General features: G+C 72.7%; 21 protein-coding genes. 6 read left to right on the top strand and 15 right to left on the bottom strand.

Translation table 11 applies throughout. The features are described from left to right. Positions 1–3: 3 nt before the first annotated feature. The 13 genes from ACZ6X9_RS03535 to ACZ6X9_RS03595 form a co-directional block, all read right to left on the bottom strand. A complete protein-coding gene (locus ACZ6X9_RS03535; protein ID WP_469776231.1) occupies positions 4–1,260 on the bottom strand; it encodes a hypothetical protein in 1,257 nt (418 codons plus the stop codon). Between the two features lie 87 nt (positions 1,261–1,347). Then, positions 1,348–2,469 carry a DUF2332 domain-containing protein gene (locus tag ACZ6X9_RS03540; RefSeq protein ID WP_469776232.1) on the bottom strand — a complete coding sequence of 374 codons (1,122 nt, stop codon included), beginning with the start codon at positions 2,467–2,469 and terminating at the stop codon, positions 1,348–1,350. 147 nt (positions 2,470–2,616) lie between these two features. Then, positions 2,617–3,261, bottom strand: a complete 645-nt coding sequence (locus ACZ6X9_RS03545) for an OmpA family protein (protein ID WP_469776233.1) — start codon at positions 3,259–3,261, stop codon at positions 2,617–2,619. Positions 3,262–3,264: 3 nt separating this feature from the next. Then, entirely contained in the window at positions 3,265–3,849 is a 585-nt protein-coding gene (locus tag ACZ6X9_RS03550; RefSeq protein WP_469776234.1) for a hypothetical protein, read from the bottom strand. A gap of 25 nt (positions 3,850–3,874) precedes the next feature. Further along, positions 3,875–4,525, bottom strand: a complete 651-nt coding sequence (locus ACZ6X9_RS03555) for a pilus assembly protein TadG-related protein (protein ID WP_469776235.1) — start codon at positions 4,523–4,525, stop codon at positions 3,875–3,877. After that, on the bottom strand, positions 4,522–4,683 hold the full coding sequence (locus tag ACZ6X9_RS03560) for a Flp family type IVb pilin (protein ID WP_004947925.1): 162 nt from the start codon (positions 4,681–4,683) through the stop codon (positions 4,522–4,524). Before ACZ6X9_RS03560 ends, ACZ6X9_RS03555 begins: the two co-directional genes overlap by 4 nt. 290 nt (positions 4,684–4,973) lie before the next feature. Then, positions 4,974–5,861, bottom strand: a complete 888-nt coding sequence (locus ACZ6X9_RS03565; protein WP_469776236.1) for a DUF5936 domain-containing protein — start codon at positions 5,859–5,861, stop codon at positions 4,974–4,976. Between the two features lie 94 nt (positions 5,862–5,955). Continuing rightward, entirely contained in the window at positions 5,956–6,900 is a 945-nt protein-coding gene (locus ACZ6X9_RS03570; protein ID WP_469776237.1) for a type II secretion system F family protein, read from the bottom strand. 151 nt (positions 6,901–7,051) lie between these two features. Then, positions 7,052–8,653: a CpaF family protein gene (locus ACZ6X9_RS03575; RefSeq protein WP_469776238.1), complete on the bottom strand. Its 1,602-nt coding sequence runs from the start codon at positions 8,651–8,653 to the stop codon at positions 7,052–7,054. A 63-nt stretch (positions 8,654–8,716) separates the two neighbouring features. After that, the gene (locus ACZ6X9_RS03580; protein WP_469776239.1) at positions 8,717–9,436 is read right to left on the bottom strand and encodes a TadE family protein; all 720 of its coding nucleotides are present in this window, start codon (positions 9,434–9,436) and stop codon (positions 8,717–8,719) included. Between the two features lie 3 nt (positions 9,437–9,439). Beyond that, positions 9,440–11,185: an AAA family ATPase gene (locus ACZ6X9_RS03585; RefSeq protein WP_469776240.1), complete on the bottom strand. Its 1,746-nt coding sequence runs from the start codon at positions 11,183–11,185 to the stop codon at positions 9,440–9,442. A gap of 16 nt (positions 11,186–11,201) precedes the next feature. After that, a complete protein-coding gene (cpaB, locus tag ACZ6X9_RS03590; protein ID WP_469776241.1) occupies positions 11,202–11,969 on the bottom strand; it encodes a Flp pilus assembly protein CpaB in 768 nt (255 codons plus the stop codon). Between the two features lie 538 nt (positions 11,970–12,507). After that, positions 12,508–13,338, bottom strand: coding sequence for a hypothetical protein (locus ACZ6X9_RS03595; protein ID WP_469776242.1), 831 nt, complete (start codon positions 13,336–13,338; stop codon positions 12,508–12,510). A 579-nt stretch (positions 13,339–13,917) separates the two neighbouring features. Between ACZ6X9_RS03595 and ACZ6X9_RS03600 the strand changes: the two genes are divergently transcribed. Continuing rightward, positions 13,918–15,615: a chitinase gene (locus ACZ6X9_RS03600; RefSeq protein ID WP_469776243.1), complete on the top strand. Its 1,698-nt coding sequence runs from the start codon at positions 13,918–13,920 to the stop codon at positions 15,613–15,615. Positions 15,616–15,688: 73 nt separating this feature from the next. Here ACZ6X9_RS03600 and ACZ6X9_RS03605 read toward each other — a convergent pair whose 3' ends face one another. After that, positions 15,689–16,573 carry a trypsin-like serine peptidase gene (locus ACZ6X9_RS03605; protein WP_469776244.1) on the bottom strand — a complete coding sequence of 295 codons (885 nt, stop codon included), beginning with the start codon at positions 16,571–16,573 and terminating at the stop codon, positions 15,689–15,691. 223 nt (positions 16,574–16,796) lie between these two features. Between ACZ6X9_RS03605 and ACZ6X9_RS03610 the strand changes: the two genes are divergently transcribed. The 5 genes from ACZ6X9_RS03610 to ACZ6X9_RS03630 all read left to right on the top strand — a co-directional run bounded on the left by ACZ6X9_RS03610 (position 16,797) and on the right by ACZ6X9_RS03630 (position 23,409). Beyond that, positions 16,797–18,128, top strand: coding sequence for a M14 family metallopeptidase (locus ACZ6X9_RS03610; protein WP_469776245.1), 1,332 nt, complete (start codon positions 16,797–16,799; stop codon positions 18,126–18,128). Between the two features lie 313 nt (positions 18,129–18,441). After that, positions 18,442–19,722 carry an alanine racemase gene (locus ACZ6X9_RS03615; RefSeq protein WP_469776246.1) on the top strand — a complete coding sequence of 427 codons (1,281 nt, stop codon included), beginning with the start codon at positions 18,442–18,444 and terminating at the stop codon, positions 19,720–19,722. 254 nt (positions 19,723–19,976) lie between these two features. Continuing rightward, positions 19,977–21,596, top strand: a complete 1,620-nt coding sequence (locus tag ACZ6X9_RS03620) for an N-acyl-D-amino-acid deacylase family protein (RefSeq protein ID WP_469776247.1) — start codon at positions 19,977–19,979, stop codon at positions 21,594–21,596. 86 nt (positions 21,597–21,682) lie between these two features. Then, positions 21,683–22,894: a pyridoxal phosphate-dependent aminotransferase gene (locus ACZ6X9_RS03625; RefSeq protein ID WP_469776248.1), complete on the top strand. Its 1,212-nt coding sequence runs from the start codon at positions 21,683–21,685 to the stop codon at positions 22,892–22,894. 92 nt (positions 22,895–22,986) lie between these two features. Further along, on the top strand, positions 22,987–23,409 hold the full coding sequence (locus ACZ6X9_RS03630) for an SCO4983 family protein (protein ID WP_469776249.1): 423 nt from the start codon (positions 22,987–22,989) through the stop codon (positions 23,407–23,409). A 165-nt stretch (positions 23,410–23,574) separates the two neighbouring features. Here ACZ6X9_RS03630 and ACZ6X9_RS03635 read toward each other — a convergent pair whose 3' ends face one another. Further along, positions 23,575–25,407, bottom strand: a complete 1,833-nt coding sequence (locus ACZ6X9_RS03635) for a phosphoenolpyruvate carboxykinase (GTP) (protein WP_469776250.1) — start codon at positions 25,405–25,407, stop codon at positions 23,575–23,577. Positions 25,408–25,464 lie beyond the last annotated feature (57 nt).

Consider the following 25,464-nt stretch of genomic DNA (forward strand, 5'->3'; position numbering starts at 1 on the left):
TGCTCACTCCTCCGGCCTGCGGGCGGCCAGGTACCAGCCGCCGAGGCCCAGCAGGAGTGCCGTTCCGGTGCCGATACCGACGTAACCGACGGCCTTCAGGCGCCCGTCGGGCGCCGGGGAGGCACTCGCGGTGCGGACCGTCGAGCCGTCGGGCCCGCGGCGGGTGCCGGGGCCGGATGGTTCGGCCGGTGCGCTGCGGGCCTGAGCGGTGGTGACCGTGAGCGTGACGGGCACCGCTTCCGAAGTACCCAGTGCAGCCTTGGCGTTCAGGCTGACCTGGAGGTAGTACCAGCCCTCGGACGCCGTGTCCCGGGCCGGTGGGGGTGCGGCGAGCGGGACGGAGACGGTGCGGCCCTGGTAGCCATCGGTCCGGTTCGCCACATGGCCGCGCGCGCCGTCGTTCACGCCCAGGCGGACGCCGTTGGCCACGTAGGGGACGCGTCCGGGAGCGTCACCGAACGTCGCTTTCGCGAACAGTTGGCGGCCGGTGGTGACGGGGGTCCGGTAGAAGCGGGTCTCCCCCGGCCGGATGGTGTCCTTCCAGGTGCCCGCCCTGACGCCGGCCGCGTCATTGAACCCGCTGCCACCGGTGATCTCCTTCGTCGGCCCGGCCGGTTCGGGAGGCGGTTCCGAGCTCCATGTTCCGGGCGGGGAGGGCGAGGCGGGAGCGGCGGGCGGGCGGCGTGTGACGGTGGTGAGTTCCAGCGGTACGGGGTCGGGGTCACCACCGTCCGCGTCCCCCCGGGACACGACGAAGTGGTAGATACCGCCGGCCGCGCAGGGACCGCCCCCTCCGGCGAGGCGTTCGGCGTGATCGGCGAGGGGGTAGGCCCCGCCCTCGGCGAGGAACGAGCGGTGGCGGGCCGGTCCGCAGCGGGTGCCGTCGGCGCGTTGCAGCGCCACGTCGATGCCGTCGCGCAGGCCCGGGGTGCCGCCCGGGCGGGGTGCGGCGACGGCGGAGACGTAGGTGTCGGACGTGCCGTCCAGGCGGACACCGTAGAACTTTCGCTCGCCCGGGGCGATGGTGTCCGTCGCCGTGCGGTCACCGGGGATGAGCGGTGGGGCGGGCGTGGCGGTCGGTGCGCCGCGGATCGCCTGGGCGTCGGGAGCCGTCCGGTAGGCGGTCGGTGGTCCGGCGTTGTCCGCCCCGCCGGGTGCGGCGATCACGGGGGCCGCCGTGGTGACGAGCGTTCCCAGGGCGAGGGCCGGCAGCAGGGCGCGGGCCCCCTTCCGTGCCGACCGCCTCGTACCGCCCGTCACGTACCGCCCCCCTCATTCGTCCCCAGGGCTTTCGGAAGACCCATCCTGCCGCGTGCTGCGGGTGGTTGGCGAGGGAGCGGGCGTGGCTCAGGGGGCGACGGAGGCGGTTTCGCAGGCACGGGCGTCGAGGCCCCAGGGGTGGGCCTCGGCCAGGATCTCCTCGGGCCCGTCGCCCAGACGGGCGGTGAGGACGAACCGGTGGGTGGCCCCGACGCGTCGCGGTTCGAACGCGAGGTGGGCGAACCAGCCCGTGTCCGGCCCGGTCGCGGCCCTGGCCAGCCGGGCGAGCTCCGCTTCCACCCGGGCCCATTCCGCGGCCGGCACGTACTGCCGCATCACGGAGTGCCAGACGACGGTGAGGGTCCCGGGGCGGAGGTCCGCCGCGGCGAGGAAGTCGGCCGCTCCCTGGGGGACGACCTGGGCGGGCTGCCGCCGGGCCAGGTCCAGGGCGCCCGAGAGGCGGGCGGCACGAGCGGGATGGTCGGGCCAGACGTAGGCGCGGAGAGCGAGGGCGTCGGTGGCGTCGAGGGGGTCCAGCGGGTCGACGTCACAGCCCAGGCGTTCGGCCACGTCCAGGGTGGGAACGCGGGCCGCGGCGTCGGCGATCCGGGGCGGCGGGGCGCCGTCCCGCCAGGCACCGTCGAGGACGACGGGCGAGTCGGGGTCTCCCCAGGAGAGGCCCGATGCTCCCGGTTCCCCGGAGAGGACACGGAAACGGTCGGCCCGGAGGTTCAGGCCTCCGCTCGCGCCGAGTTCGAGCAGGCGGACCGGGGGTGGTCCGGGGGTGCCGAGGGCGGCGATCGTGGTGAGCAGGCCGCTGATCAGCATGTTGGCGCGGCCGACCTCGTTCGTCTGGGGCGGGCGGGCCATCCAGGCGGCGATGTGCTCGGGGTGCTCGGCGACGGCGCGCCGGAACGGTTCCCACGCCGCGTCCGGATCGTCGGCGGTGCCGCCCGCCGTGGGGTAGTGGGCGGCCAGCTCGGGTGCCTCACCCAGCAGGACGAGCGCGTGGACGGCGCCCATCAGGCGGAGGCCGACGGCGGCGGGGCCCGGGGCGCCCTCCAGGGGGGCCACGGCGTCGGCGCAGGGGCCACCGTCGCGGATGTCCTGTGCGGCGCGGGTGAGGAGTGAGGCGTACAAGGGCGAATTCAGCTCGGCACAGGCGCGGGCCTGGGTCTCGACGAGGTCGGCGGTGCGGGCGCGGGTCACATGACCTCCTCTGCGGCGGTGGGGGGTGGCGCCAACCTAGCGGCGGAGGAAGCGATTCCGGCGAGCACGCGGCCGTGATCCGTACCTCAGACCGCGTGGGTTTGCAGTGGGGCGGAGGCAAGGGGGCGGGCGGGTGTCCTCGGCCGTTCAGCGGCCCTGGCGGGGGAAGCTGACTTCCACGCGGCGGTTTTTGCGGCGGCCGTCCTCCGTGGTGTTGTCCGCGATCGGGTAGTCCTCGCCGTAGCCGCGGATCTGGTAGGAGATCGAGGACGAGCCGAGCTCTTTGGCGAGTTGGCGCTGCACGGCGTTGGCGCGCTCCTTGGACAACAGCGTCCCGTGGTCGGCGGATCCCAGGTTGTCGGTGAATCCGAAGACTCGGAGGCTGGTCGCGTGTTGTTTCCTGACCTCGTCGGCGATGGCCTTGATGCGGTGGGCCGCCGCGCCGTTGAGGGAGGAGCTGTCCTTGTCGAAGAGGACTTCGGCCTGCAGGGCGAAGGTGACGTTCACGTTGGTGTCCACGCGGCGTTCGCCGCCGTTGCCCGATTCGATGACGGACTTGATGTCGAGGACGCGGCCGGGGGCAAGCTTGGCCCCCTTGCGCAGTTTGAGTCCGGAGGCGTGGGCGTCGAGCTTGACGGGCGGCTCGCTGCGGGCCGGGTCGCCCGGGCCCGCGGCGTGGGCGGGGGCCGGCGCGGCGGCGAGCAGGGCGGTGGCCGCGAGGAGGCCCGCGGCGAGGGTCTCGCCGAGAAAACCATGGCGGTGGGCGGACGGGGAGAAAAGGCGGCGGGTCACGGGTCACCCCGAGAGCGCGATGCGGACGGAGGGCATGGTGGGGATCTGGAAGTCGACCTGGGCGACATCGGCGGGCGGAGCGGGGAACTGGGCGAAGAGGGGCCGGGATTCCTGAGGCTTGATTCCCGTGAGACCGGTGCTGCAGAGGCACTCGCCGTCGGTGTCCCGGAGGACGAGGTAGCGCTTCTTGCTCTTGGCGTCGACGAGGGTGGCACCGGATACGGCGGACTGCGATCTCATGTCGGTTTCCTTGGACCGCCATTCCAGGGCGTTGAACATTTTGTCGCCGTGGTTGGTGACGGTTCCCTGGACGGTGACGAAGCCGCCGTCCTCCCGGGTGGCCGAGGTGATGGTGACGACGATTCCGTCACCGTTCCGCATTTCCCCCAGCACTTCCGAGGACGGCTTTCCCTCCCCTCCCGGGCCCTTTGCCGCGGGTCTCCCGGCTTCCGTGGTGGCCGGCCGGCCCGACGCCTTCCGGTCGGCACCGTCGTCGCCGTCGCCGCCGCAGCCGGAGAGGGCGAGCACCGCGGCGACGGCGAGCGGCACCAGCAGCACGGCCCGGGGATGTCGGCGCCCTGTGCTCATGGGTGGTGTTCCTCCACTCGTGGGGTCATCGGTCGGTGGCGGCGAGACGCACGGCGAACAGGGTGCGCGCCGTGAGCCGGGGGTCGGGGTGTGCGGGGTCGACGGTGAGCGGCCCGTCGTCGCAGTCGAACCGGGCGGACGAGGCTCCGGCGTCCCCGTCCGGCGCGGGGCGGCAGCGGGGGACGACGACGGCACGGGAGCCGACGGTGGGGTGGACGTCCTCGGTGCCGGGGACGACGGACGTGCCGACCCCGTCGCGGGCGGAGACGGTGACGTCGAAGGCCAGCGTCGTGGGGTCCGGCCCGGGCGCCGGGGCACAGCCGGGGCCGGTGAGGTCGGCGTCGTTGTCGCGGGCGAGGCGTTCCGCCTCGCGGCAGGCGGTGCCGGGGGCGTCGCCGCGGCCGTCGAACCAGCGTCGCCAGTCGCCGCCGGGCCGGGCGGTGAGGTCCCGGAGGAAGCCGGTGAAGGCCTGTTCCCGGTAGTCCTGGGCGGCGGCCAGGGCCGCGGCGTCGGCGGCGGACCGGGTGCCGTTCCTGGCTGCGCCCGCCATGCCGACGGCGAAGACGGCGAGCGCGACGAACAGGAGCCCCGCGACCGCCACGACGTACAGCGGGAACGCCTGGCCCGCGTCGCGCCGCCCGGGAGGCCGGCGAAGCAGCCCGGCCCCGGGGATCACTTGGCGATTTTTTGGATCTGATCCATGATCGCTTTTGCGATCACCGTGCCGAAGTCCGTCGTCGTGAGGACGAGCACGATCGCCACCACGACGGCGATGATGCCCAGGTACTCGACCGAGGTCTGCCCCCGGTCGTCCTCCCAGAAGCGCTTCCCCATTCTCATCCCCTCCACGAGTGGCCGGGCGCTGCGGGTGGCGTCCGGAACGGCCGCTCGCCGCAGGGGAAACGTACGCCCGAACACCGGGCCCGGGACAGGGCGCGTGCCTCTTGTTCCCTCTTTCGCAGGGGAGTTGGGCGTTCGCTTGCGTCACTCGCATCACCCCCGTCCGGCCTGGCGTTCCCTCGCCGAGGTGCCTCCGGGCGAAGACTGTCCCATACCTGGTTGCACAAGCGAAGGGCATTCACAGAACTCGTCCGCCCGCGACACCGCCCGGCGCCCTCCTCGTCTCATTTGCCGGACACCGACCCGAAGTCGACGCCCGACCCGAGGAAGAATCCCGCGATCATCAGCGCCAGTGTCCCGGGGACCATGAAGGTGGTGATGACCACCGTGGCCTTGGGGACGGCACGTGCCGCGCGGCGACGGGCGTTCTGGGCGTCGGTACGGCGCATGTCGGCCGCCAGGTCCATGAGGGTGTCCACGATGGGCGAGCCCAGTTCCTCCCCCTGCTGGAGGGCCGAGACGAACTGCGCGACCTGCTCCGAGTCGTTCCGCCGGCGCAGCCCCTCGAAGGCGTCCCGCCGGCTGACGCCCATGTCCATTTGCCGCAGCGCGATGCGGAGTTCGTCGGCCCATGGACCTTCGTACCGTTCGGCGACCCGGTCCAGGGCCTGCCGGAAGCTCAGACCGGCGCTGACGACGACCGCGAGGACGTCGAGGAAATCGGGGAGCGTCCGTTCGATCGCGCTCCGGCGCTCCCGCACGGCGGCCCAGATGCCGACCTCGATCCAGAACAGACCGAAGGCGACGAGGAGCGCGGCTATGAGCAGCCGCCCCTCGACCAGCATGACGAGCGCCCCGCCGAAGCCCAGTGCCCCGTACACCGCGCGCCGGGCCGCGTAGCGGTCGACGGTGAGGCCGCCGGGGTTGCCCGCGCGGTCGATCCGTGTACGGATCCGGGCCACGCGGCGCGCGCCCATCAGCCTCAGCACCAGCGGGGCCCACCGCATGCCGAGGCGGTCGACGGCCGAGCCGACGGCGGTGGTGCGGGTGGCACCGACCTCCAGGGCGACGGCGAGGTCCGGTGGGAGTCTGGCCTCGCTGCGCCAGAGCGCGACGCCGTAACAGACACCGGCCACGGACGCGCCGGCCAGGAGGGCGATCAGCAGGCCCATGTCCGTCTCCTCGGGTGGGTGGAGGGTGCGATTGCGGGGGGAAGGTGCGGCCTGGGAGGGGTCACGGGAGTGCGCGGGGGCGTCCGCGCGGCGGTCAGATGTCGATACGGGACATGCGCCGGATGAGGAAGAAGCCGACGCCGTAGAGCGTGAACGCGCCTATCACCGTGAGCTGTCCGAGGGTGGTGCCCGTCATGCGGTCGATGGAGCCCGGGGCTATGCGGTCCAGGAGGAAGAGCGTGCCGACGCCCATCAGGGGAACGACGTAGGCCGTGGCCGTGACCTGGGACAACTGGGTACGGACTTCCCGCCGCGTCTCCTTCCGCTCCTCCAGCGTCTCGGTGAGGTTGCGCAGGGAGCGGACGACCGAACCGCCCGCGCGGTGCGAGAGGACGAGGGTGGTGATGAGTACGCCGAGCTCCCGGGAGGGCAGCCGGTCGGCCAGCTCGGCGAGGGCCTCGTCGACGGAATGACCGACGGCCAGCCGGTCGGCGACGGCCGCCAGTTCCTCGCCCGCCGGGGCGTCCATCTCCTCCGCCGCCATGCCGAGGGCCGTGCGCAGCGCGAGCCCCGCCTGGGTGGCGTTGGCGAGGATGCGGGCGAGCTCGGGCAGTTGGTTGATGAACTTCTCGATCCGTTTACGGCGTTGCCGCCCCAGGAAGGCGAACGCCGTCCAGACGGCCACGACCGCGGCGAGCGGACCGAAGAACGGGGCCAGGGCGAGGGCCGCCACAACCCACAGGGCGGCGGCCGCCGCGCCGGTCCACAGCAGGAAGTCACCCGGGGCGACACTCAGTCCGGTGGCGGCGATGCGCAGCTCCAGCCGTCTGCCGAGACCGGTCCGGCGGACCGCGCGGTCGAAGCGGTGCAGGGGTCTGGAGCGGCCGGCGGGCCGCGGGGACTCCCCCGGATCCACGAGGCGCTCGACGAGGGCCGCCTGCCGGTCGCGTCCGGCCAGGTACGTCCGTACACCCGCGACGGCGAACGCCCCGCACAGCAGGGTGACGCCCAGGGTGAGGAGCGTGAGGGTGTCGTCCATGTGCGGTCGCCTTCCGTGGCCTCTCGTCCGTTCGGTGGTGGCTGCGTCGGCCGCTGCCGTTGGTGTCGTGGTGGGTCTTCCCACGAGGCGTCCCCGAGTGAACCCCCAGGCGGCCCGGAGAGATCCCGGAGGCGCCCCGGAGATCAGTCCCCTAGGGGGCCCACTCGCCGCCCGGAGGCCGATCACCGTCCCCGCCCCGCCCGCCGTCCGCGACCGGCGTACCCGCTCCCCACTCCGCGTGACGGCCGGTGACACGACTGCCTGCGCCGGCGCCGGGCGGCGCGGCGACTCCGAACGCCTGCGGGACCGGCTCGTTGGCCAACCGCAGTCTCGCGACGGCCCGTTCCGGCAGCGGGAAGTGGGAGAACGTGCCGCGGACGACGCGGTCCGGTCCCATCGGCAGCGCGTCGAAGCGGACGACGGTGGCGAGGCGGTAACCACCGGCGGCCGGCGTTCCGGTGCCGGGCCGCTCGTACGAAGCGCCGGACCACGCGCTCGCGGCTCCGGACCAAGCACTCGGAGCACCGGACCACGCGCTCGGGGGCCCGGGCCGTTCGTACGGAGCGCCCGGTCCCTCTGGGGGGACGCCGTGGAGCACGCCGGGCCGCTCGTGGGACGCGCGGGAGTCCAGCAGTGTCACCTCGCTGATGCGGCGTGCTCCGTCGGCGGTGCGGGTGAGCTGGACGACGCAGTCCACCGCACTGTCGATCTGGTCGCGCAGCGCCTCGTAGGGAATCTTCACCTCCGACATGGAGGCGAGCGTCCGCAACCGCATCAGCGCGTCCTCGGCGCTGTTGGCGTGGACGGTGGCGAGAGAGCCGTCGTGCCCTGTCGACATGGCCTGGAGCATGTCGAGCGTCTCGCCGCCGCGGACCTCGCCGACGATGATGCGATCGGGGCGCATGCGCAGGGAGTTGCGTACCAGGTCGCGGATGGTGATCCGGCCCTTGCCCTCGACGTTGGGCGGGCGGGATTCGAGGCGGATCACATGCGTCTGCTGGAGCTGTAGTTCGGCGGCGTCCTCGACGGTGATGACGCGTTCGCCCTCCGGGATGAGGCCGGAGAGGGCATTGAGGAGAGTGGTCTTGCCGGAGCCGGTGGGCCCGGAGATGACGATGTTGAACTTGGCCCGGACGAGTCCCGCGAGGAGCATCACCGTCGGCTCGTCCAGCGTGCCGACACCGACGAGTTCCCGCAGCGTATAGACGCGCGGGAAGCGGCGGATGGTGAGCGTGGCGCCGTTGAGGGCGAGGGGAGGGATGATCACGTTGACGCGTTCGCCGCTGGGGAGCCGGGCGTCGACCATCGGGTTCGACTCGTCCACCCGGCGGTTGACGGTGGAGACGATGCGCTCGATGGTCTGCATCAACTGTTCGTGGGAGGCGAACCGCACGGGTACGGCCTCGACGCGGCCGGCGCGTTCGACGAAGACCTGATCCGGGCCGTTGACCATGATCTCGGTGACGGTGGGGTCCTCCAGGAGCGGTTCGAGGATGCCCAGGCCCAGGGCCTCGTCCACGACTCTGCGGATCAGCCGGTCGCGCTCGGCGGTGGAGAGGACGGGACCCTCCCGGCTGATGATGTGACCCAGCACCCGCTCCAGCCGCGCGCGCCGCTCGCCGGCGGCGAGCGCCGACATCTCGGCGAGGTCGATCTCCTCCAGGAGCTTGGCGCGGTAGACGGGGACGAGGTGGTCCGACTCCCGTCCGGCACCGGGGGGTTCGGGGGTGACGACACGCGCCCGGAGACTCATGGGCTGTCCTCCTGGGAGGGTACGTGGGGCTCGTGAGGCATGGCGGGAGGGGTGCGGGGGACGTCACGGGAGTCCCCGCGGGGCGTCGGGGGGCGCGGGGGGAACGCCGGAGGGGGCGCGTGTGTCGTCGGGACAGCGCATGGTGGCGTGCCGTGTGACGTGAAAGCCGGTGCCGGGGAGGAGACCGGGCACGGAGACGTCCACCGTGGCGGTGACTTCGGCGCCGGACGTGCAGGGGGGTGCCTGCACGGTGCCGGCGCGCCGGGCCACCCAGTCGGTCATGGCCGCGCGGGCGGCGGCTTCCGGTGACGTGCGCGGGTCGTCGAGCGTCGCCGTACGGGCGGCGGCGCGGGCGCCGGTGCCGGCCTGCTGGGCGGCGAAAGCCGCGATTCCGAGCTGGATCGCGGCCAGACCCACGAGGAGGAGGATGGGCAGGAAGCCGATGAACTCGACGGCGGCGGAGCCGCGGTCCCCCGCCGGCCCTCGACGACCGGCCCTGCCGCTCCATGCCGCCCGGAGGCAGGAGGGCGAGCGGAAGCGGGAGGGCGAACGGAGGCGGGAGCGGGAGCATGAGCGGAGGCGGGAGCGTGTGCGGAGGCGGGAGGGTGAGCGGTCCCGCGCCTTCCTGGACGAGCCGGGACGAACGTCCGGCTCCCCCGCGGCGCGGACGGGCAAGCGCTCCCGCGTCCTCACAGCCCGGAGGGCCCGCACCGCCCCTGCCCCGGCAACCCGCGCCACCCCACCCCGGGAGGCGGCTCGCGCCTCCACCCCCGCTCCCGCCACCGCTCAGTCCTCCCGCGCCACGCCCGCCGTGCCGCCCACCGCCCATGGCCAGTCGACCGCGTCCGGCACCAGCACGGGCACCTTCAGCTTCACCGTCGCCTTGTAGACGTCGCCCTCGCGGCCGCAGTCGACGGCGCCGGTCCGCCACTCCCCCGGCAGGTCGGCCCGGGCGGCTGCCGCGCAGTCGCCGCCCACTGCCCCGGCACGGGCCGCGCGGTCCGCGGCGTGGCCGGCGAGGGAGTAGGTGTAGCCGACCAGGACGCATTGCCAGACGACCGCCAGGGCGACGAGGATCATGGGGACGATCCCGGCGAACTCCACGGCGACCTGCCCCCGGTCCCCGCCCCACCTGCGGAACCGGCGGAACGGTGAGGGCGAGGGCGCCGGGACGGGGGTGAGCCCTTCCGGGCCCGTCCCTCCACCCGTCGCCGCCCCGGAACCCCCCGGCCCCGCGGAATCTCCCACCGCTCCGGGAACACCCGCCACAGGCCCGGTCCCTCCGGAGCCTCCCGCTCCGATCGCCCGGTGCCGGCGCGGGCCGCCGCCGGGCCGGACACCCGGCGCCGCTCCGGCCAGCCCGAGCTCCCCTGCGAGCGTCCACAGCGCCTGCCGGACGCCCGACCGGGCGTCCAGGTCCTGCATCCGGCCGGAGTCGACGGCCGCCCGCAGCTCCTTGTACGCGGCGGGGACGACGGTCCGCGCCACCCGGGTCCCGGTGGTCCGGGCGACGAGCGGCGGCTGCACCTCGGCGGAGCGGGTGTGCCGGTTGACGACGGTCATGGTGTCCTCCGCCTTGCGGATCTGGAGCCGGTCCCAGAGCCGGACCATGCGTTTGGCGGCCCGTACGGAGACCACGTCAGGAGTGGTGATCAGCAGGGCGAGGTCGGCCGTCTCGATGACGGCCGCGCCCGCCGCCGTGATCTGGGTGCCGCAGTCGGCGACGACGAGCGGATAACGGCGGCGCAGCGCCGCCGCGATCTGCCGGGAGGCCGGATCGCCTATCTCCTCTCCGCGCTCGCCCTCGGCCGGGGCCAGAAGCAGGCCGAGCCCGGTGGGGTGCGGGAAGACGGCGTCCTGGAGCACGCGCGGCGAGATGTCGCTGATGCCGGCCAGGTCGGCGACCGACCGGCGGAAGCGGACGTCCAGATAGGAGGCGACATCGCCGGACTGGAGATCCATGTCGACCAGGGCCACCTCACGGCCGGAGGAACGTGCGGCGAGCGCGAGTTGGACGGCGACGACGGTCGTGCCGACGCCGCCCTTGGCGCCGACGACGGCGACGAGACGCCCGTCGGCCGCGCCGGGCCCGCCCCCCGCCGCACCGCCCGGGCCCGCGTCCAGATGGCGGCGGACCCCGGTGGCCCAGTGCGCGGCGGCCTGGACACGGGCGCCGAGCTCGTCGTACGAGGGCGGGAGCGCGGCGAGGCCGCGGGCACCGCAGTCCATGGCGGCGGCGTACAGCGCGGGTCCGGCGTCGGCGGAGAGGAGGACGACGCCGGTCGCCGGGAAGCGGAGGGCCACCTCCCGGACGACTTCGAGGGCGGGGGCGGGTCCCAGCCGTTCATGGACGAGGACGACCTCGGGGAGGCCGGAGAGGGAGGCGGCGCCCAGCACGGAGAGGGCGTCGAGGAGCGCAGTCGAGTCGCCGACGGTGCGCAGCGGTTCCACGCCGGGCAGTTGGGTGAGGAGCCCCCCGACGGCACGGGCGGTCTCCGGGTCCGCGAGGGCGGGGAGGATGCGGATGGTCACCGGGAACGTCCCCCGTCTACTTGTCGCCGTCGAGGGTGTAGGTGCGGTCGGGCCCGCTCACGCCGGTGTCGTCACCCGGCGCCACCAGGGCCAGTCGCACGTGGGTCGCGAACGATTCGGCGTACGCGACGCGTTGGGCGTCCTTCGTGTCCAGGGCGAAGGTGATCGGCACGGCCTCGCCGGCCTGCCGGGTGCCGGTGGCGCCGGCGCGGCCGCCGCCCCGGCCGTCGAGCGGGGTGAGCCTGCCGACCTCGATGACCCGGGCGCCACTGACGATGATCTTCGACACCGGCTGGGGAGTCGCGTCCTTCGCGTCCTTGCCGCCGCCACCGGCGCCGCTCGGCGCGCCACCCCTGCCGTCGAAGGTGGCGTAGATGTTCACCTTCGAACCCGGCGTGATCTTCCCGGCCACCCCGGTCGCCGCGTCGATCATGATGGCGATCTCCTGCTGCCCGGCCGCGAGGGCCGGCCGGTTGACGATCATGTCGCTCTGCAGGAGGGACCCCTTGCGGAGCGGGGTGACGGCGATCTTGCCGCGCACCTCCGCGAGGTTCGTCACCGCGGTGTCGGGCAGCCAGCGTCTGGGCATCGACACCTTCTCGAACTGCCCCTCGTCCAGCGCACGGTAGGCCGCGACGTCGGACCGCAGCCGGTAGGCGGTGACCTCCGGCCCGACCTTCGACTCGGCGTCCTCGACGACCGCGTAGACCCCGGCCGCCGCTCCCACGGCGCAGAGGACCGACAGGAGCAGCAGGATGATCCCGCGTCGCTGGCGTGAGTTCATGGTGCGGCGGACCTCACTGGGGCTTCGGTTGGGGTGCGGCGTCGGCCCGGCGCCTCGCCGGGCGCTCCGTCGACGGGCGCGGGGACGATCGGTGCGTGAGCGACCGGCGAGGGCCCGGCCGGTGCCGGGACGGCTGGGGTGGCCGGGACGGCCGGGGTGACCGGGACGGCCGGGGTGACCGGGACGCCCAGGGTGACCGGTGTGACGACGGCAGGACCGGTACACCGACCCCCGGCCGCCGTCATCGCGTACACGCCGACAGTCCCGCCTTCGGCGGTGGCCCCCTCCGCTTCCGCGCGGCCGGCCCGGTCCGCCCGGTTCACGCCTCCGCCGGCGGCCGGGTCACCGTGGGGAGACGCCCCGCGAGCCGGAGCCCGCGACACGGCCGGCGTACCGGTCGGCGTCCCGGTCGGGTCCGGCCGGCGGATCGCGGCCGGAGCTGCGGGATCACGCCAACCGGCGGTCTCACATGATGCGTTCCGCCGTACGACACCCGCTCGGGCGGCACTCCGTCCCGCCCGTACCCGCCACCCGCCCCTCATGCCGCGGCTCCCACGCCGACCGCGCAGAACCCGCACCGGTCGCCGATGAGTTCGAGCCCGCACCAGCGGCACTCCTCCCGTCGGACGGAGGCGATCAACTGGTAGAGGATCGACGGGTCGGGGATGGCGGCGGCGAACTCGACGGCCCGGTGGGTGCCCCACCAGCGGACGGATTCCCCGGGCAGCGGTGACACCTCCTGGACTCCTTCGACCCGCCACTCCGGCGCCAGGACGTCCGTCACCCAGTCCTCGGCCTTGCGGGGACCGTCGCGGGCGACGGTCAGCCGGGTCGGGTACGCGGGCCCCGGAACGTCTTCACCCCCAGGGCGGACAAGACGGGGCGCGGGGTTGACGAGGACGCCGAAGCGGACGCCGGGCAGCAGTGAGGTGAGGTGCGGGCCGAGCCCCACCGGCACCCGGTCGAAGCGCGCGACACTGGCCAGTTGGGCACCCGCGTAGATGTAGTGGGCGAGCAGGCGGGTGGCGGAGGCCAGCACCCCGGGGCCGAGGTCGGAGACCGACAACTGGCGTAGCTGGCGGGCCAGGACGCCGACCGCCAGCGGCGGCAGGGCGACGGGCAGCAGGGCGATCCGGTCGCTCTCCAGAACCGACCGTACGGTGTGCAACCGACGCACGTAGGCGGCGGGGAGCGCGTCGGAGTGGACGACGAGCAGGTGGCCGCACTGGTCGAGCAGGACGGACGCCTGGGCCACCGCGGTCTCCAACGCCTGCGCCTCGGGCGGCTGGAGGGCGGCCGCGGTCGGGGCCGGGCCGTCGGGAGCGGGCAGCACCAGGTCGGGGCTGGTGACCGCTATCGCAATCGGCACGTCCGCATCCCCGTCCGCTCCGGCCCCCGGTGCCCCGGCGGCCATGGATCGACTCTGCTCGGCGCCGGCGCCCCGCACGCGTCGGCGCCCCGCACTTTATCCACGAACGGGGCGGCCCGGAACAGTTCCTCCGAACCGGCCCGCTTCGGGTTCGTCCCGCCCTCCCGGTCCGTTTCCGCGCGGAGCGGGGCTCTTTTCCGTACCAGGCAGACCCGCGCCTCAACCGGTCGGCACCGCACATCCCGGTCGTCTCGCATCTCGCACTCCGGGGGCACTTCACCCCTCGTGACCGCCCCACGCACCACGGCCGCATCACACCTCACAGCCGTGTCACGAAGGAGCCCCTACCGAGACCGCCTCGCCCCGCCCCTTGACGGATGGATTGGTCTGAACCATCCTCACGCTCCAGGCGGTGGCCACCCTCCTTCGCAGCGATACCCCCCACTCATCGTGTCAACTTTCCCCCCACCGGAGGCAGTAGTGGATCGCCCACGCCAAAACGCGCACCCCGGCTGTACCCGCCCGACCCCCGGGCCCTCTCCGAGGGAAGGCGGACGAGCCCGCCGCACAGCCGGTCTGTTGGCCGCGCTCGCCCTGGCCGCCGGAGGCGCGTCCGCCACCGGCGCCGGCCTCGCGCACGCGGCCCCCACCGCACCGGCACCCGCCTCCGCCACAGCCACAGCCACAGCCGATCCCAACCTCCTCAAGAACGCCGGCTTCGAGAACGGCCTGTCCCCCTGGTCCTGCTCCGGCGACAGCGGCACCACCGGCACCCCCGCTCACTCCGGTACCGCCGCCCTCAAGGCCGCCCCGAGCGGGCTCGACAACGCCCGCTGCGCGCAGACCGTCGCCGTCAAGCCCGGTTCCGCCTACCGGTTGAGCGCCTGGGTGCAGGGCTCGTACGTTTATCTGGGCGCGAGCGGCACCGGCACCACCGACGTCTCCACCTGGACCCCGGGGACGGGCTCGGACTGGAAGGAACTCACCACCTCCTTCACCACCGGCCCCAACACCACCTCCGTCACCATCTACACGCACGGGTGGTACGGCCAGAGCGCCTACTTCGCCGACGACGTCACCCTCACGGGTCCCGGCGGCGGTGATCCGGGCGACCCCGGCGACCCGGTGCCTTCCGCCCCCGGCGGTCTGGCGGCCGGCCGGACCACCTCCTCGTCCGTGGACCTCTCCTGGAACCCGGTCACCGGCGCCACCGGCTACCAGGTCTACCGCGACGGGACGAAGGCACAGTCGGCCACCGGGGCCTCGGCCACCGTCACCGGACTGGCCCCCTCCACGACCTACCGCTTCCAGGTCACGGCGGTCAACGCGGCGGGCGAGTCGCCTCGTTCCGCCGAGATCACCGTCACGACGGCGGCGGCCGGCGGGCAGCAGCCCACCGTGCCCAAGCACGCGGTGACGGGCTACTGGCAGAACTTCGACAACGGCGCCAAGGTCCAGCGGATCAGCGACGTGCAGTCCTCGTACGACATCATCGCCGTCGCGTTCGCCGACGCCACCTCCACCCCGGGCGCCGTGGACTTCACGCTCGATCCCGGCCTGCGCTACGGCGAGGCGGACTTCAAGGCCGACATCGCGGCCAAACGGGCGGCCGGCAAGTCAGTGGTGATCTCCGTCGGCGGCGAGCGGGGCAGCGTGCGCGTCAACGACGCCGCGTCCGCCGCCAACTTCGCGGACAGCGTGTACCGGCTGATGCAGAAGTACGGCTTCGACGGCGTCGACATCGACCTGGAGAACGGGCTCGACCCCACGTACATGACGCAGGCCCTGCGCGCCCTGTCGGCGAAGGCCGGGGACAAGCTCGTGATCACCATGGCGCCGCAGACGCTCGACATGCAGTCGACGTCGGCGAGCTACTTCAAGACGGCGCTGAACATCAAGGACATCCTGACGGTCGTCAACACACAGTTCTACAACAGCGGTTCCATGCTGGGCTGCGACGGCAAGGTGTACTCCCAGGGATCGGTCGACTTCCTCACCGCGCTGGCCTGCATCCAGTTGGAGGGCGGGCTCGCACCCTCGCAGGTCGGCCTCGGCCTGCCGGCCTCCCCGCGCGGCGCCGGCAGCGGCTACGTGGACCCGTCCGTGGTGAACAACGCCCTGGACTGTCTGGCCAAGGGCGCCGGCTGCGGCTCGTTCAAGCCCGCGAAGACGTATCCGGGCATCCGGGGTGCGATGACCTGGTCGACGAACTGGGACGCGAGCAACGGAAACGCCTGGTCGAACGCGGTCGGCCCGCACGTCCACGGGCTGCCGTAGCGGCCCCGCACACCACCCGTGGCGGGGCCCGCCGGATCGTCCGGCGGGCCCCGCCCTCATGCCACCGCCGCGGCTACGGCTTGGGCAGCGTGCAGCCCGGCAGGCTCAGGTCGACCCGGTTGCCCTTGGTCACGCACTTGGCGATGCCGTAGGTCTGCTGGGCGTAGTTGATGCCGCGCCGGACGGTGACCTTGCCGTTCTCGTCCACCTCGCAGGGGTTGTTCTCCGTGCACCGCTCGCCGTTCTCGTTGCCGGTGTTGTTGACGGCGATCACCTTGCCGGTGTTCACGTCAACGACCGGTGAGCCGGAGGTGCCCCCGATGGTGTTGCAGGAGGGCGTGTAGCGCAGGGAGTCCTTCCAGGTCCAGCCGCCCTCACGGAGCTCGTGGACGAACCCGTCCACGTTGCAGGAGTAGATCCGCTTCCAGTATCCGGAGACGACCTTGATCGGCGTACCGGCGGCGGGGTGGTCGGCGGAGAGGCTCAGGGCGTCGATCCCGTAGCTCTTCTTGATCTGCGCGTAGCTGGTGGTGAGCTGGTACAGGGTGACGTCGGTGTCGGTCATCGTGGCGTACGCGACCTTGCTCGCGCGCAGCGTGCCGGCCTTGCCCGCGCTGGAGTTGAGCAGGCTGAACGTGCGGGACGACGCCTGGTTGACGATGACCTCGCCCGCCTCCGGCATGCCGGTCTCCAGGCAGTGCCCGTTGGTGAGGACGAGGCCCGGGTCGTTGTCGGTCGAGCCGGGGAGGCGTATCAGCGAGCCCGAGCAGTTGCTGAGGGCGACGGTGCCGGCGAAGTCGACGGCCTTGGGCTTGGCCTTGGCCGCCGGAGCCGCTGTGACCGTCGCGGCGGTGTCGCCGGTCCGTGGCGCGGCGCCGGCGGGTGCGGCACCGACGCCGGTCACGGCGGCGCCGCCGAGCAGCAGGGTGGTCAGTGCGCCGACGAGAGGTCGTCTCATGGGGGGTGGTCCTCTCCGGACGGAGTGCGTTCCGATTTGGCATGTGCATTGTTGGTGGCCTTGAGGCCGCGCGCAATCAACCGGGCCCGTGTGACGTGTAAGTTGGCCGGAATCGCTCACACCGCAGTCCTTGACCTGCTCATGTCATCGTCTTGACACTGACGAGGCAACCCCGGCCACACCCCCCACCCGTCGCACACACCGGACCCCCCAGGAGGCCGTCATGCGACCGCGTTCCTCCGGCGGCCGGGCAGCCGCCCTCGCCACCGCCCTCTGCCTCTCGTCCCTCGCGCTGGCCGCGCCCGCCCTCTCCTCACCAGGCGGCGACGGCCCGGCCCGCACGGCCGACACGACCCACTCCTACGAGGTCAGAGGCCCCCGCACCGCCGCCCAGCGCACCGCCGTCGCCGCGACCGGCGCGTCCATCGACGCCGTCCACGGGAACACCGTCGTCATCACGGCCGACGCGGCCCAGGCCGAACGCGTCCGCCGCCTCGGCCACCGGGTGACCGAACTGCCCGGCCCGCCGGACCGCACCGGGGGCGAACGGCCCGTCCCGCACGACTTCCCGTCCCGCGACGCCAAGTACCACAACTACCGTGAGGCCATGGCGGAGATCGACGCCGGAGTCGCCGCCCACCCCTCGATCATGAGCAAGCGGGTCATCGGCAAGAGCCACGAGGGCCGCGACATCGTCGCCGTCCGGATCAGCTCCGGCGCCAAGCCGGACGACGCCAAGCCGGAGGTCCTCTTCACCGCCCACCAGCACGCTCGCGAGCATCTGACCGTCGAGATGGCCCTCTACCTGCTCAACGAGTTCGGCAAGGGCTACGGCTCCGACCCCCGGGTCACCAAGATGGTCGACGAGCGGGTGATCTGGATCGTCCCGGATGTCAACCCCGACGGTGGCGAATACGACATCGCCACCGGCACCTACCGCAACTGGCGCAAGAACCGACAGCCCAACTCCGGTTCCTCGAACATCGGCACCGACCTCAACCGCAACTGGGGTTACAAGTGGGGTTGCTGCGGCGGCTCCTCCGGCAGCACCGGATCGGAGACCTACCGCGGCCGCGCCGCCGAGTCGGCACCCGAGGTCAAGGTCGTCGCCGACTTCGTCCGCGGCCGGGTCGTCGGCGGCAGGCAGCGGATCAAGGCCGCGATCGACTTCCACACCTACAGCGAACTGGTGATGTGGCCGTTCGGCTGGACGTACGACGACACGGCGTCGGGCATGACCCAGGACGACCACGACGCGTTCGCCAAGGTGGGCAAGGCGATGGCGGCCAGCAACGGGTACACGGCCGAGCAGTCCAGCGACCTGTACATCACCGACGGCACCATCGACGACTGGCTGTGGGGCGAGCAGAAGATCTTCGCCTACACCTTCGAGATGTACCCGACCGGCGCGGGCGGCGGCGGCTTCTACCCGCCGGCCTCGGTGATCGACCGGGAAACGGCGCGCAACCGGGACGCGGTGCTCCAACTACTGGAGAACGCGGACTGCATGTACCGGTCGATCGGGAAGGAACAGCAGTACTGCTCGAAGCGGTAGCGGGTCCGGCCGCCGGGGTCCGAGCGGGCGGTGGGCGGCCGGGCGATGGACGCCGCGCGGGCCGGGCGGGCGGTCGCGGGGATCCACCGGCCCGGCACCCGCCCCGCCCGCCGCCCGGCCCGGCACCCGACCGCCCCGCCGCCCGGCCCGGGCCCGGCTCCTTCCGCACCGCCCCCGACCGCCTGTGACTCCCTCTGACCGCTGATGACCCCCGTTGACCAGGCGTTCCGCCGGATGTTAGACAGCCGCGAGCGGTGCGCACGGTGGGTGCCGCACCGGACGCACAGGAACCGCACAGGAACGAGGAGGCTCGATGGCCGTCGCCGACGACGCCCTGGCCCGGCTCGCCCACGAACCGGTGGACCACCGTTTCAAGGGGCTGCCCCCGGACGCGGAGGGCCTGACCGTCGGTGCCCTCACGGCCCAGCGGCGGTCCCTGTTCACCGGCGGGTTCACCACGCCCGTGCCGGCCCTGTCGGCCGAGGCGCTCGACCACAACCTCGCGTTGATGGAACGCTGGTCCGCCGAGCACGGCCTCGCCTTCGCGCCGCACGGCAAGACGTCGATGGCCCCGGCTCTCCTCGCGCGGCAGTTGGCACACGGCGCCTGGGGCATCACGGCCGCCGTGCCCAGCCAGGTCCGCGTCTACCGCGCCTTCGGTGTGCGGCGGATCTTCCTCGCCAACCAGGTGGTGGACGGCGCCGCGCTGCGCTGGCTGGTCGGCGAGCTCGCCGCCGACCCGGACTTCCGCCTGGTCGCCTACGTGGACTCCGTGCGCGGCGTCGAGCTGATGGACGCGGCCCTGCGCGACGCCGGTGCCGGCCGGCCGCTGGACGTCGTCTTGGAGCTCGGCGCCGCGGGCGGCCGGACGGGCGTCCGCTCGGCGGCGGACGGCGCGCTGGTCGCGGACGCCGTGGCGGCCGCGGAAACGTTGCGGCTGGTGGGCGTCGCCGGGTACGAGGCGGAGATCCCGGACGCCGACGAGGCGTCGGTACGAGCCTGGCTGCGCGATCTGACATCGCTGGCCGCGGAGTTCGACGCGGCCGGACGGTTCGCCGGGGCCGGGGAGATCGTGGTCAGCGCGGGCGGCAGCTCGTGGTTCGATACGGTCGCCGAGGTCTTCGGAGAGCTTCCGAAGCTGTCCGCGCCGGTGCTCAAGCTGCTGCGCTCCGGCGCGTACGTCACCCATGACGACGGTCAGTACCGCCGTAAGACCCCTTTCGCCCGCCATCCGGCGGAGGGTGCCCTGCGCCCGGCCTTCCGCCTCTGGGCCCAGTGCGTCTCCCGCCCCGAACCGGGCCGCGCCTACCTCAACGCGGGCAAGCGCGACGCGCCGTACGACCTCGGTCTCCCCGAAGTACAGGTCGTCCGCTCCGGCCGCGACGGCACCCACCGCCCCGTGGGCCACATGACGATCACCGGCCTCGCCGATCAGCACGCCTTCGTCTCCCTGCCCGCGGACGATCCGCTGGAGGTGGGCGACTGGGTCGGTCTCGGCATCTCCCACCCCTGCACCGCCTTCGACAAGTGGCAGATGATTCCGGTGGTGGAGGAAGACGGAACAGTGACGGAGTACGTGCGCACGTTCTTCTGATCCGGCGACGGCTGACACGGTGACGGCCGGGGCGGCCGAGGCTGAGGCGACGACGACTGAGAAAGCGCCGACGGTCACGGCGCCGGCCAAGGGCTGTCGGAAGGCGGCCGGCGGACGTATCGTCCGGGTGGGCCGCACCGGGGCCTGAGAGGTCGCGATGGTCTCCCTCGGATCGGCGTGCTCTCCCCGGCGGTCGCGCCCGGACCCGCGTCTTCCGGCAGCCCCGGTCCGGCGCCGGTGAAAGGCGGTTGCCCATGGACACGGTCTTCCGGGACGTCCGCCTGATCGACGGCGGTGGCGGCCCGTCCTTCCGCGCCGACGTCGGCGTGGCGGAAGGCCGGATCGCCGTGATCGTCCGCGAGGGCGAGGGAAGCCGCCCGGGCGCGCGGCGCGTCGTCGAGGCGCACGGCCTGGCCCTCGCCCCCGGCTTCGTCGACATGCACGCGCACAGCGATCTGGCCCTGCTGCGCGACCCCGCGCACGAGGCCAAGGTCGCGCAGGGTGTGACGCTGGAGGTGCTCGGGCAGGACGGGTTGTCGTACGCGCCCGTGGACGACCGGACGCTCGCCGAGGTGCGGACCCAGATCGCCGGCTGGAACGGTGACGGGCGGGACACCGACTTCACCTGGCGCACGACGGGCGAGTACCTGGACCGGCTCGACCACGGTTTCGACGGTGAGGGCATCGCGGTCGACGCCGCGTACCTCGTCCCGCACGGGACGGTCCGCGCGCTGGTGGTCGGCTGGGAGAACAGGCCCGCCACGGACGCCGAGTCGGTGCGGATGCGACGGCTGGTGGCGGAGGGGCTGGAAGAGGGGGCCATGGGCCTGTCGGCGGGGCTCACCTATCCGCCGGGCATGTACGCGGACGACAGCGAGCTGACGGGGCTGTGCCGCGTGGTGGCGCGGTACGGCGGATACTTCTGCCCGCACCACCGTTCATACGGCGCGCACGCCGTGCGGGCGTACGCGGAGATGGTCGAGGTGGCGCGGGAGTCCGGGTGCGCGCTGCACCTGGCGCACACCGTTCTGAACTTCACGGGGAATGAAGGGCGCGCACCCGAGCTGCTGCGCCTGCTCGATGCGGCACGCGCCGACGGCGTGGACCTCACGCTCGACAGCTACCCCTATACCCCCGGCTGCACGACGCTCGCGTCGCTGCTGCCGAGCTGGGCCGCCGAAGGGGGGCCCGACGCCGTCCTTGCCCGGCTGTGCGACGAGGCGGCGGCCGCCCGGATCCGGTACGACCTGGAGGTGGCGGGTTCGGACGGAAGCCATGGCGTCCCCGTCGACTGGGCCGCGGTCGAGGTCTCGGGGGTCGCCCACGCGCGACCGGACACCGGGCCCGTCGGCAGGACGATCGCCGGGCTGGCCCACGAGCGCGGCGAATCGCCGTGGGCGACGGCCCGTCGGCTGCTGGTCGAGGACCGGCTCGGGACGACGGTCCTGCTGCACGTCGGGCACGAGGAGAACGTCCGGACCGTCATGCGTCACCCGGCGCACACCGCAGGGAGCGACGGCATTCTGCACGGCGCCAAGCCACACCCGCGGGCGTACGGCACCTTTCCGCACTACCTCGGGCACTACGTCCGCGAGCTGGGGATCCTCACTCCGGAGGAGTGCGTGGCGCATCTCACGTCCCGGCCCGCGGCCCGGTTACGGCTGTCCGACCGGGGGCTGATCGACGTGGGACGGCGGGCCGATCTTGTGCTTTTCGATCCCGAGACGATCGCCGCGGGTGCCACTTTCGAAGATCCTCGGCGGCTTCCGACCGGCATTCCTTATGTCCTGATTGCCGGACGCTTTGTGATGGAAGACGGACGCCGGACAGACGTGCTGGCGGGCCGCGCGGTCCGCCGCCCTCCGGCCCGCTGAACCGCCCTGAACAGCGCCGTTCGTCCGCGCCGGATGCGCCCCGAAAGCCCGCGCGCGGCGTCGCACGCCCCCGTATGGTGGCCGTCATGCAGGTGATCCAGTCAACGAAACTCGCCAATGTCTGCTACGAGATCCGTGGTCCGGTGCTGGAGGAGGCGATGCGGCTGGAGGCGGCGGGCCATCGCATCCTCAAGCTCAACACCGGCAACCCCGCGATCTTCGGCTTCGAGTGCCCTCCGGAGATCCTGGAGGACATGCTGCGGAACGTCGGCGACGCGCACGGCTACGGCGACGCGAAGGGCCTGCTCTCCGCCCGGCGCGCGGTGGTGCAGCACTACGAGACCAAGGGCATCGAGCTGTCCGTCGAGGACGTGTACCTCGGCAACGGCGTCTCGGAGCTGATCCAGATGTCGATGCAGGCGCTGCTCGACGACGGCGACGAGGTGCTCGTCCCGGCACCGGACTACCCGCTGTGGACGGCGTCGGTCTCGCTGGCGGGTGGTACGGCCGTGCACTACAGCTGCGACGAGCAGTCCGACTGGATGCCGGACCTGGACGACATCGAGCGCAAGGTCACCGACCGCACCAAGGCGCTCGTCATCATCAACCCCAACAACCCCACGGGTGCGGTCTACGACGACGAGATGCTGCGCGGCCTCACGGAGATCGCCCGCCGGCACAACCTGATCGTCTGCTCCGACGAGATCTACGACAAGATCCTCTACGACGGCGTCACCCACACCCCGACCGCCGCCATCGCCCCCGACCTGCTGACCCTCACCTTCAACGGTCTCTCCAAGGCGTACCGGGTCGCCGGCTACCGCAGCGGCTGGATGGCCGTGTGCGGCCCGAAGGCCCACGCGGACAGCTACATCGAAGGCCTGACGATCCTGGCCAACATGCGGCTCTGCGCCAACATGCCGGCGCAGTACGCGGTGGCCACCGCCCTCGGCGGCCGGCAGTCGATCAATGACCTGGTCCTGCCGGGCGGCCGGCTGCTGGAGCAGCGCGACGTGGCCCATGAGCTGCTGACGCAGATCCCGGGCGTGACGTGTGTGAAGCCGAAGGGCGCGCTGTACGCGTTCCCGCGGCTCGACCCCAAGGTCTACAAGATCAAGGACGACCGGCAGATGGTGCTCGACCTGCTGCGCGCCGAGAAGATCATGGTCGTCCACGGCACCGGCTTCAACTGGCCGGAGCCGGACCACTTCCGCCTGGTCACGCTGCCGAACGCCAAGGACCTGGCCGAGGCGGTCACGCGGATCGGCACCTTCCTCGACGGTTACAGCCAGCCCTGACGGGCCCCGGACCCGGACCGAGCCCGTACGAGACACAACTTTAGACAGGATCTAAGTTAGGATGGCCTTCTAAGAGGGACTGGAGGCCATCCATGTACGAACCGATCCGCACCAAGTCGGTCCAGACCATGGCCGAACCCGTGCGCGGCGGGCACGGGCCGCGCCGCTCCCGGGGGCAGGAGCTCGACATCCGGCTCGCGGGCCACCTGACCGCGCTGCTCACCGTGACCGACGAGCTGCGGGCCCTGGCCCCGTCCGCCGGTCTGGACGACGCCGCACGCCGGCTGGCCGCCCAGGTCGAACGGCTGCGCGGCGGGCACGCTCCGCTGCGCGCGGTGCCCACGACGGTCGACGGCGGCCCGGCGCGCGTGCACGCCCTGCACCAGCGGGCGCACATGCTGGCCGGTCAGGCGCTGGTGGTCGCCGGCACGCGCGGCGACGCCGCCGGCGCGGCCCTGGCCAAGGGACGGCTGAGGGCGCACGCGGCGGAACTCGGGATCAGCGACGACGTCTGACCCACGCCTCACCGCCTGGGCCACGCCCCGTCACCGGCCGAAAGGCCGGGCAGGACGGACGCGCCGGACAGCTCGGACCGGACGGGCCCGGCCTCCTCGGTCGGACTCCCCCGGAAAACACTGCAGGGCGGGACCGGACTGCCTCCCGGTCCACGCCCCGTCACCTCAGCCCAGGCGCTTCACCAGCGCCCGGTGCTCGTCCCACAGCTCCTTCGGCGTGTGCTCGCCGAAGGTGTTGAGGTGGTCCGGCACCAGCGCGGCCTCCTCGCGCCAGACCTCCTTGTCGACCGAGAGCAGCAGGTCGAGGTCGGCGTCGGCGATGTCCAGGCCGTTCGTGTCGAGCGCCTCGCGCGTGGGCAGGACGCCGATGGGCGTCTCGACGCCGTCCGCGGTGCCCTCCAGACGCTCGACGATCCATTTGAGCACCCGGCCGTTCTCGCCAAAGCCCGGCCACACGAAGCGCCCGTTCGCGTCCTTGCGGAACCAGTTGACGTAGTAGATCTTCGGCAGCTTCGCCTCGTCGCCCCGCTCGGCGGCGGCCTGGCCGACCTTGATCCAGTGGCCCATGTAGTCGCCCATGTTGTAACCGCAGAACGGCAGCATGGCGAAGGGGTCACGACGCAGCTCGCCGACCTTGCCCTCGGCGGCGGCGGTCTTCTCGGAGGCGACGTTGGCGCCGATGAAGACGCCGTGCTGCCAACTGAAGGACTCGGTGACCAGCGGCACCGCCGAGGCACGTCGGCCACCGAAGAGGATGGCCGAGATCGGCACACCCTTGGGGTCCTCCCACTCGGGCGCGATGATCGGGCACTGGGCGGCGGGGACGGTGAAGCGCGCGTTGGGGTGGGCGGCCGGGGTGCCGGACTCCGGCGTCCAGTCGTTGCCCTTCCAGTCGGTGAGGTGGGCGGGCGGCTCCTCGGTCATGCCCTCCCACCACACGTCGTTGTCGTCGGTCAGGGCGACGTTGGTGAAGACCGCGTTGCCCCACAGGGTCTTCATGGCGTTGGCGTTGGTGTGCTCGCCGGTGCCGGGCGCCACGCCGAAGAAGCCCGCCTCGGGGTTGATCGCGTAGAGCCGGCCGTCCTCGCCGAAGCGCATCCAGGCGATGTCGTCGCCGATGGTCTCCACCGTCCAGCCGGAGATGGTGGGCTCCAGCATGGCGAGGTTGGTCTTGCCGCAGGCGGACGGGAAGGCGGCGGCCACGTACTTGGCCTCGCCCTGCGGCGGGGTGAGCTTGAGGATGAGCATGTGCTCGGCGAGCCAGCCCTCGTCGCGGGCCATGACGGAGGCGATGCGCAGGGCGTAGCACTTCTTGCCCAGCAGGGCGTTGCCGCCGTAGCCGGAGCCGTAGGACCAGATCTCGCGGTCCTCGGGGAAGTGCGAGATGTACTTGGTGGAGTTGCACGGCCAGGGCACGTCGGTCTCGCCCTCGGCCAGCGGGGCGCCGAGCGAGTGGACGGCCTTGACGAAGAAGCCGTCGGTGCCCAGCTCGTCGAGGACCGGCTGTCCCATGCGGGTCATGGTGCGCATGGAGACGGCGACGTACGCGGAGTCGGTGATCTCGACGCCGATCGCGGAGAGCGGCGAGCCGAGGGGGCCCATGCAGAAGGGCACGACGTACATGGTCCGGCCGCGCATCGAGCCGCGGAAGATGCCCTTCTCGCCCTGGAAGATCTCCCGCATCTCGGCGGGGTCCTTCCAGTGGTTGGTCGGGCCGGCGTCCTCCTCCTTGGCGGAGCAGATGAACGTACGGTCCTCGACGCGCGCCACGTCCGAGGGGTCGGAGGCGGCGTAGTAGGAGTTGGGGCGCTTGACCGGGTCGAGCTTCCGGAAGGTGCCCTTGGCGACGAGCTCCTCGCACAGGCGCTCGTACTCGGCCTCGGAGCCGTCGCACCAGACGACCCGGTCCGGCTGGGTGAGGGCGGCGATCTCATCGACCCAGGAGATCAGTTCCTGGTGGTTGGTGGGGGTGGTGGGAGCCGCATTTGCGCGCGCCACGATCGCTCCGTCCCGCCGGGGACCCAGGGGGCGCCCGGCGTCACATGTTGAGGGTGG

The organism is Streptomyces sp. NPDC052910, assembly GCF_055585605.1.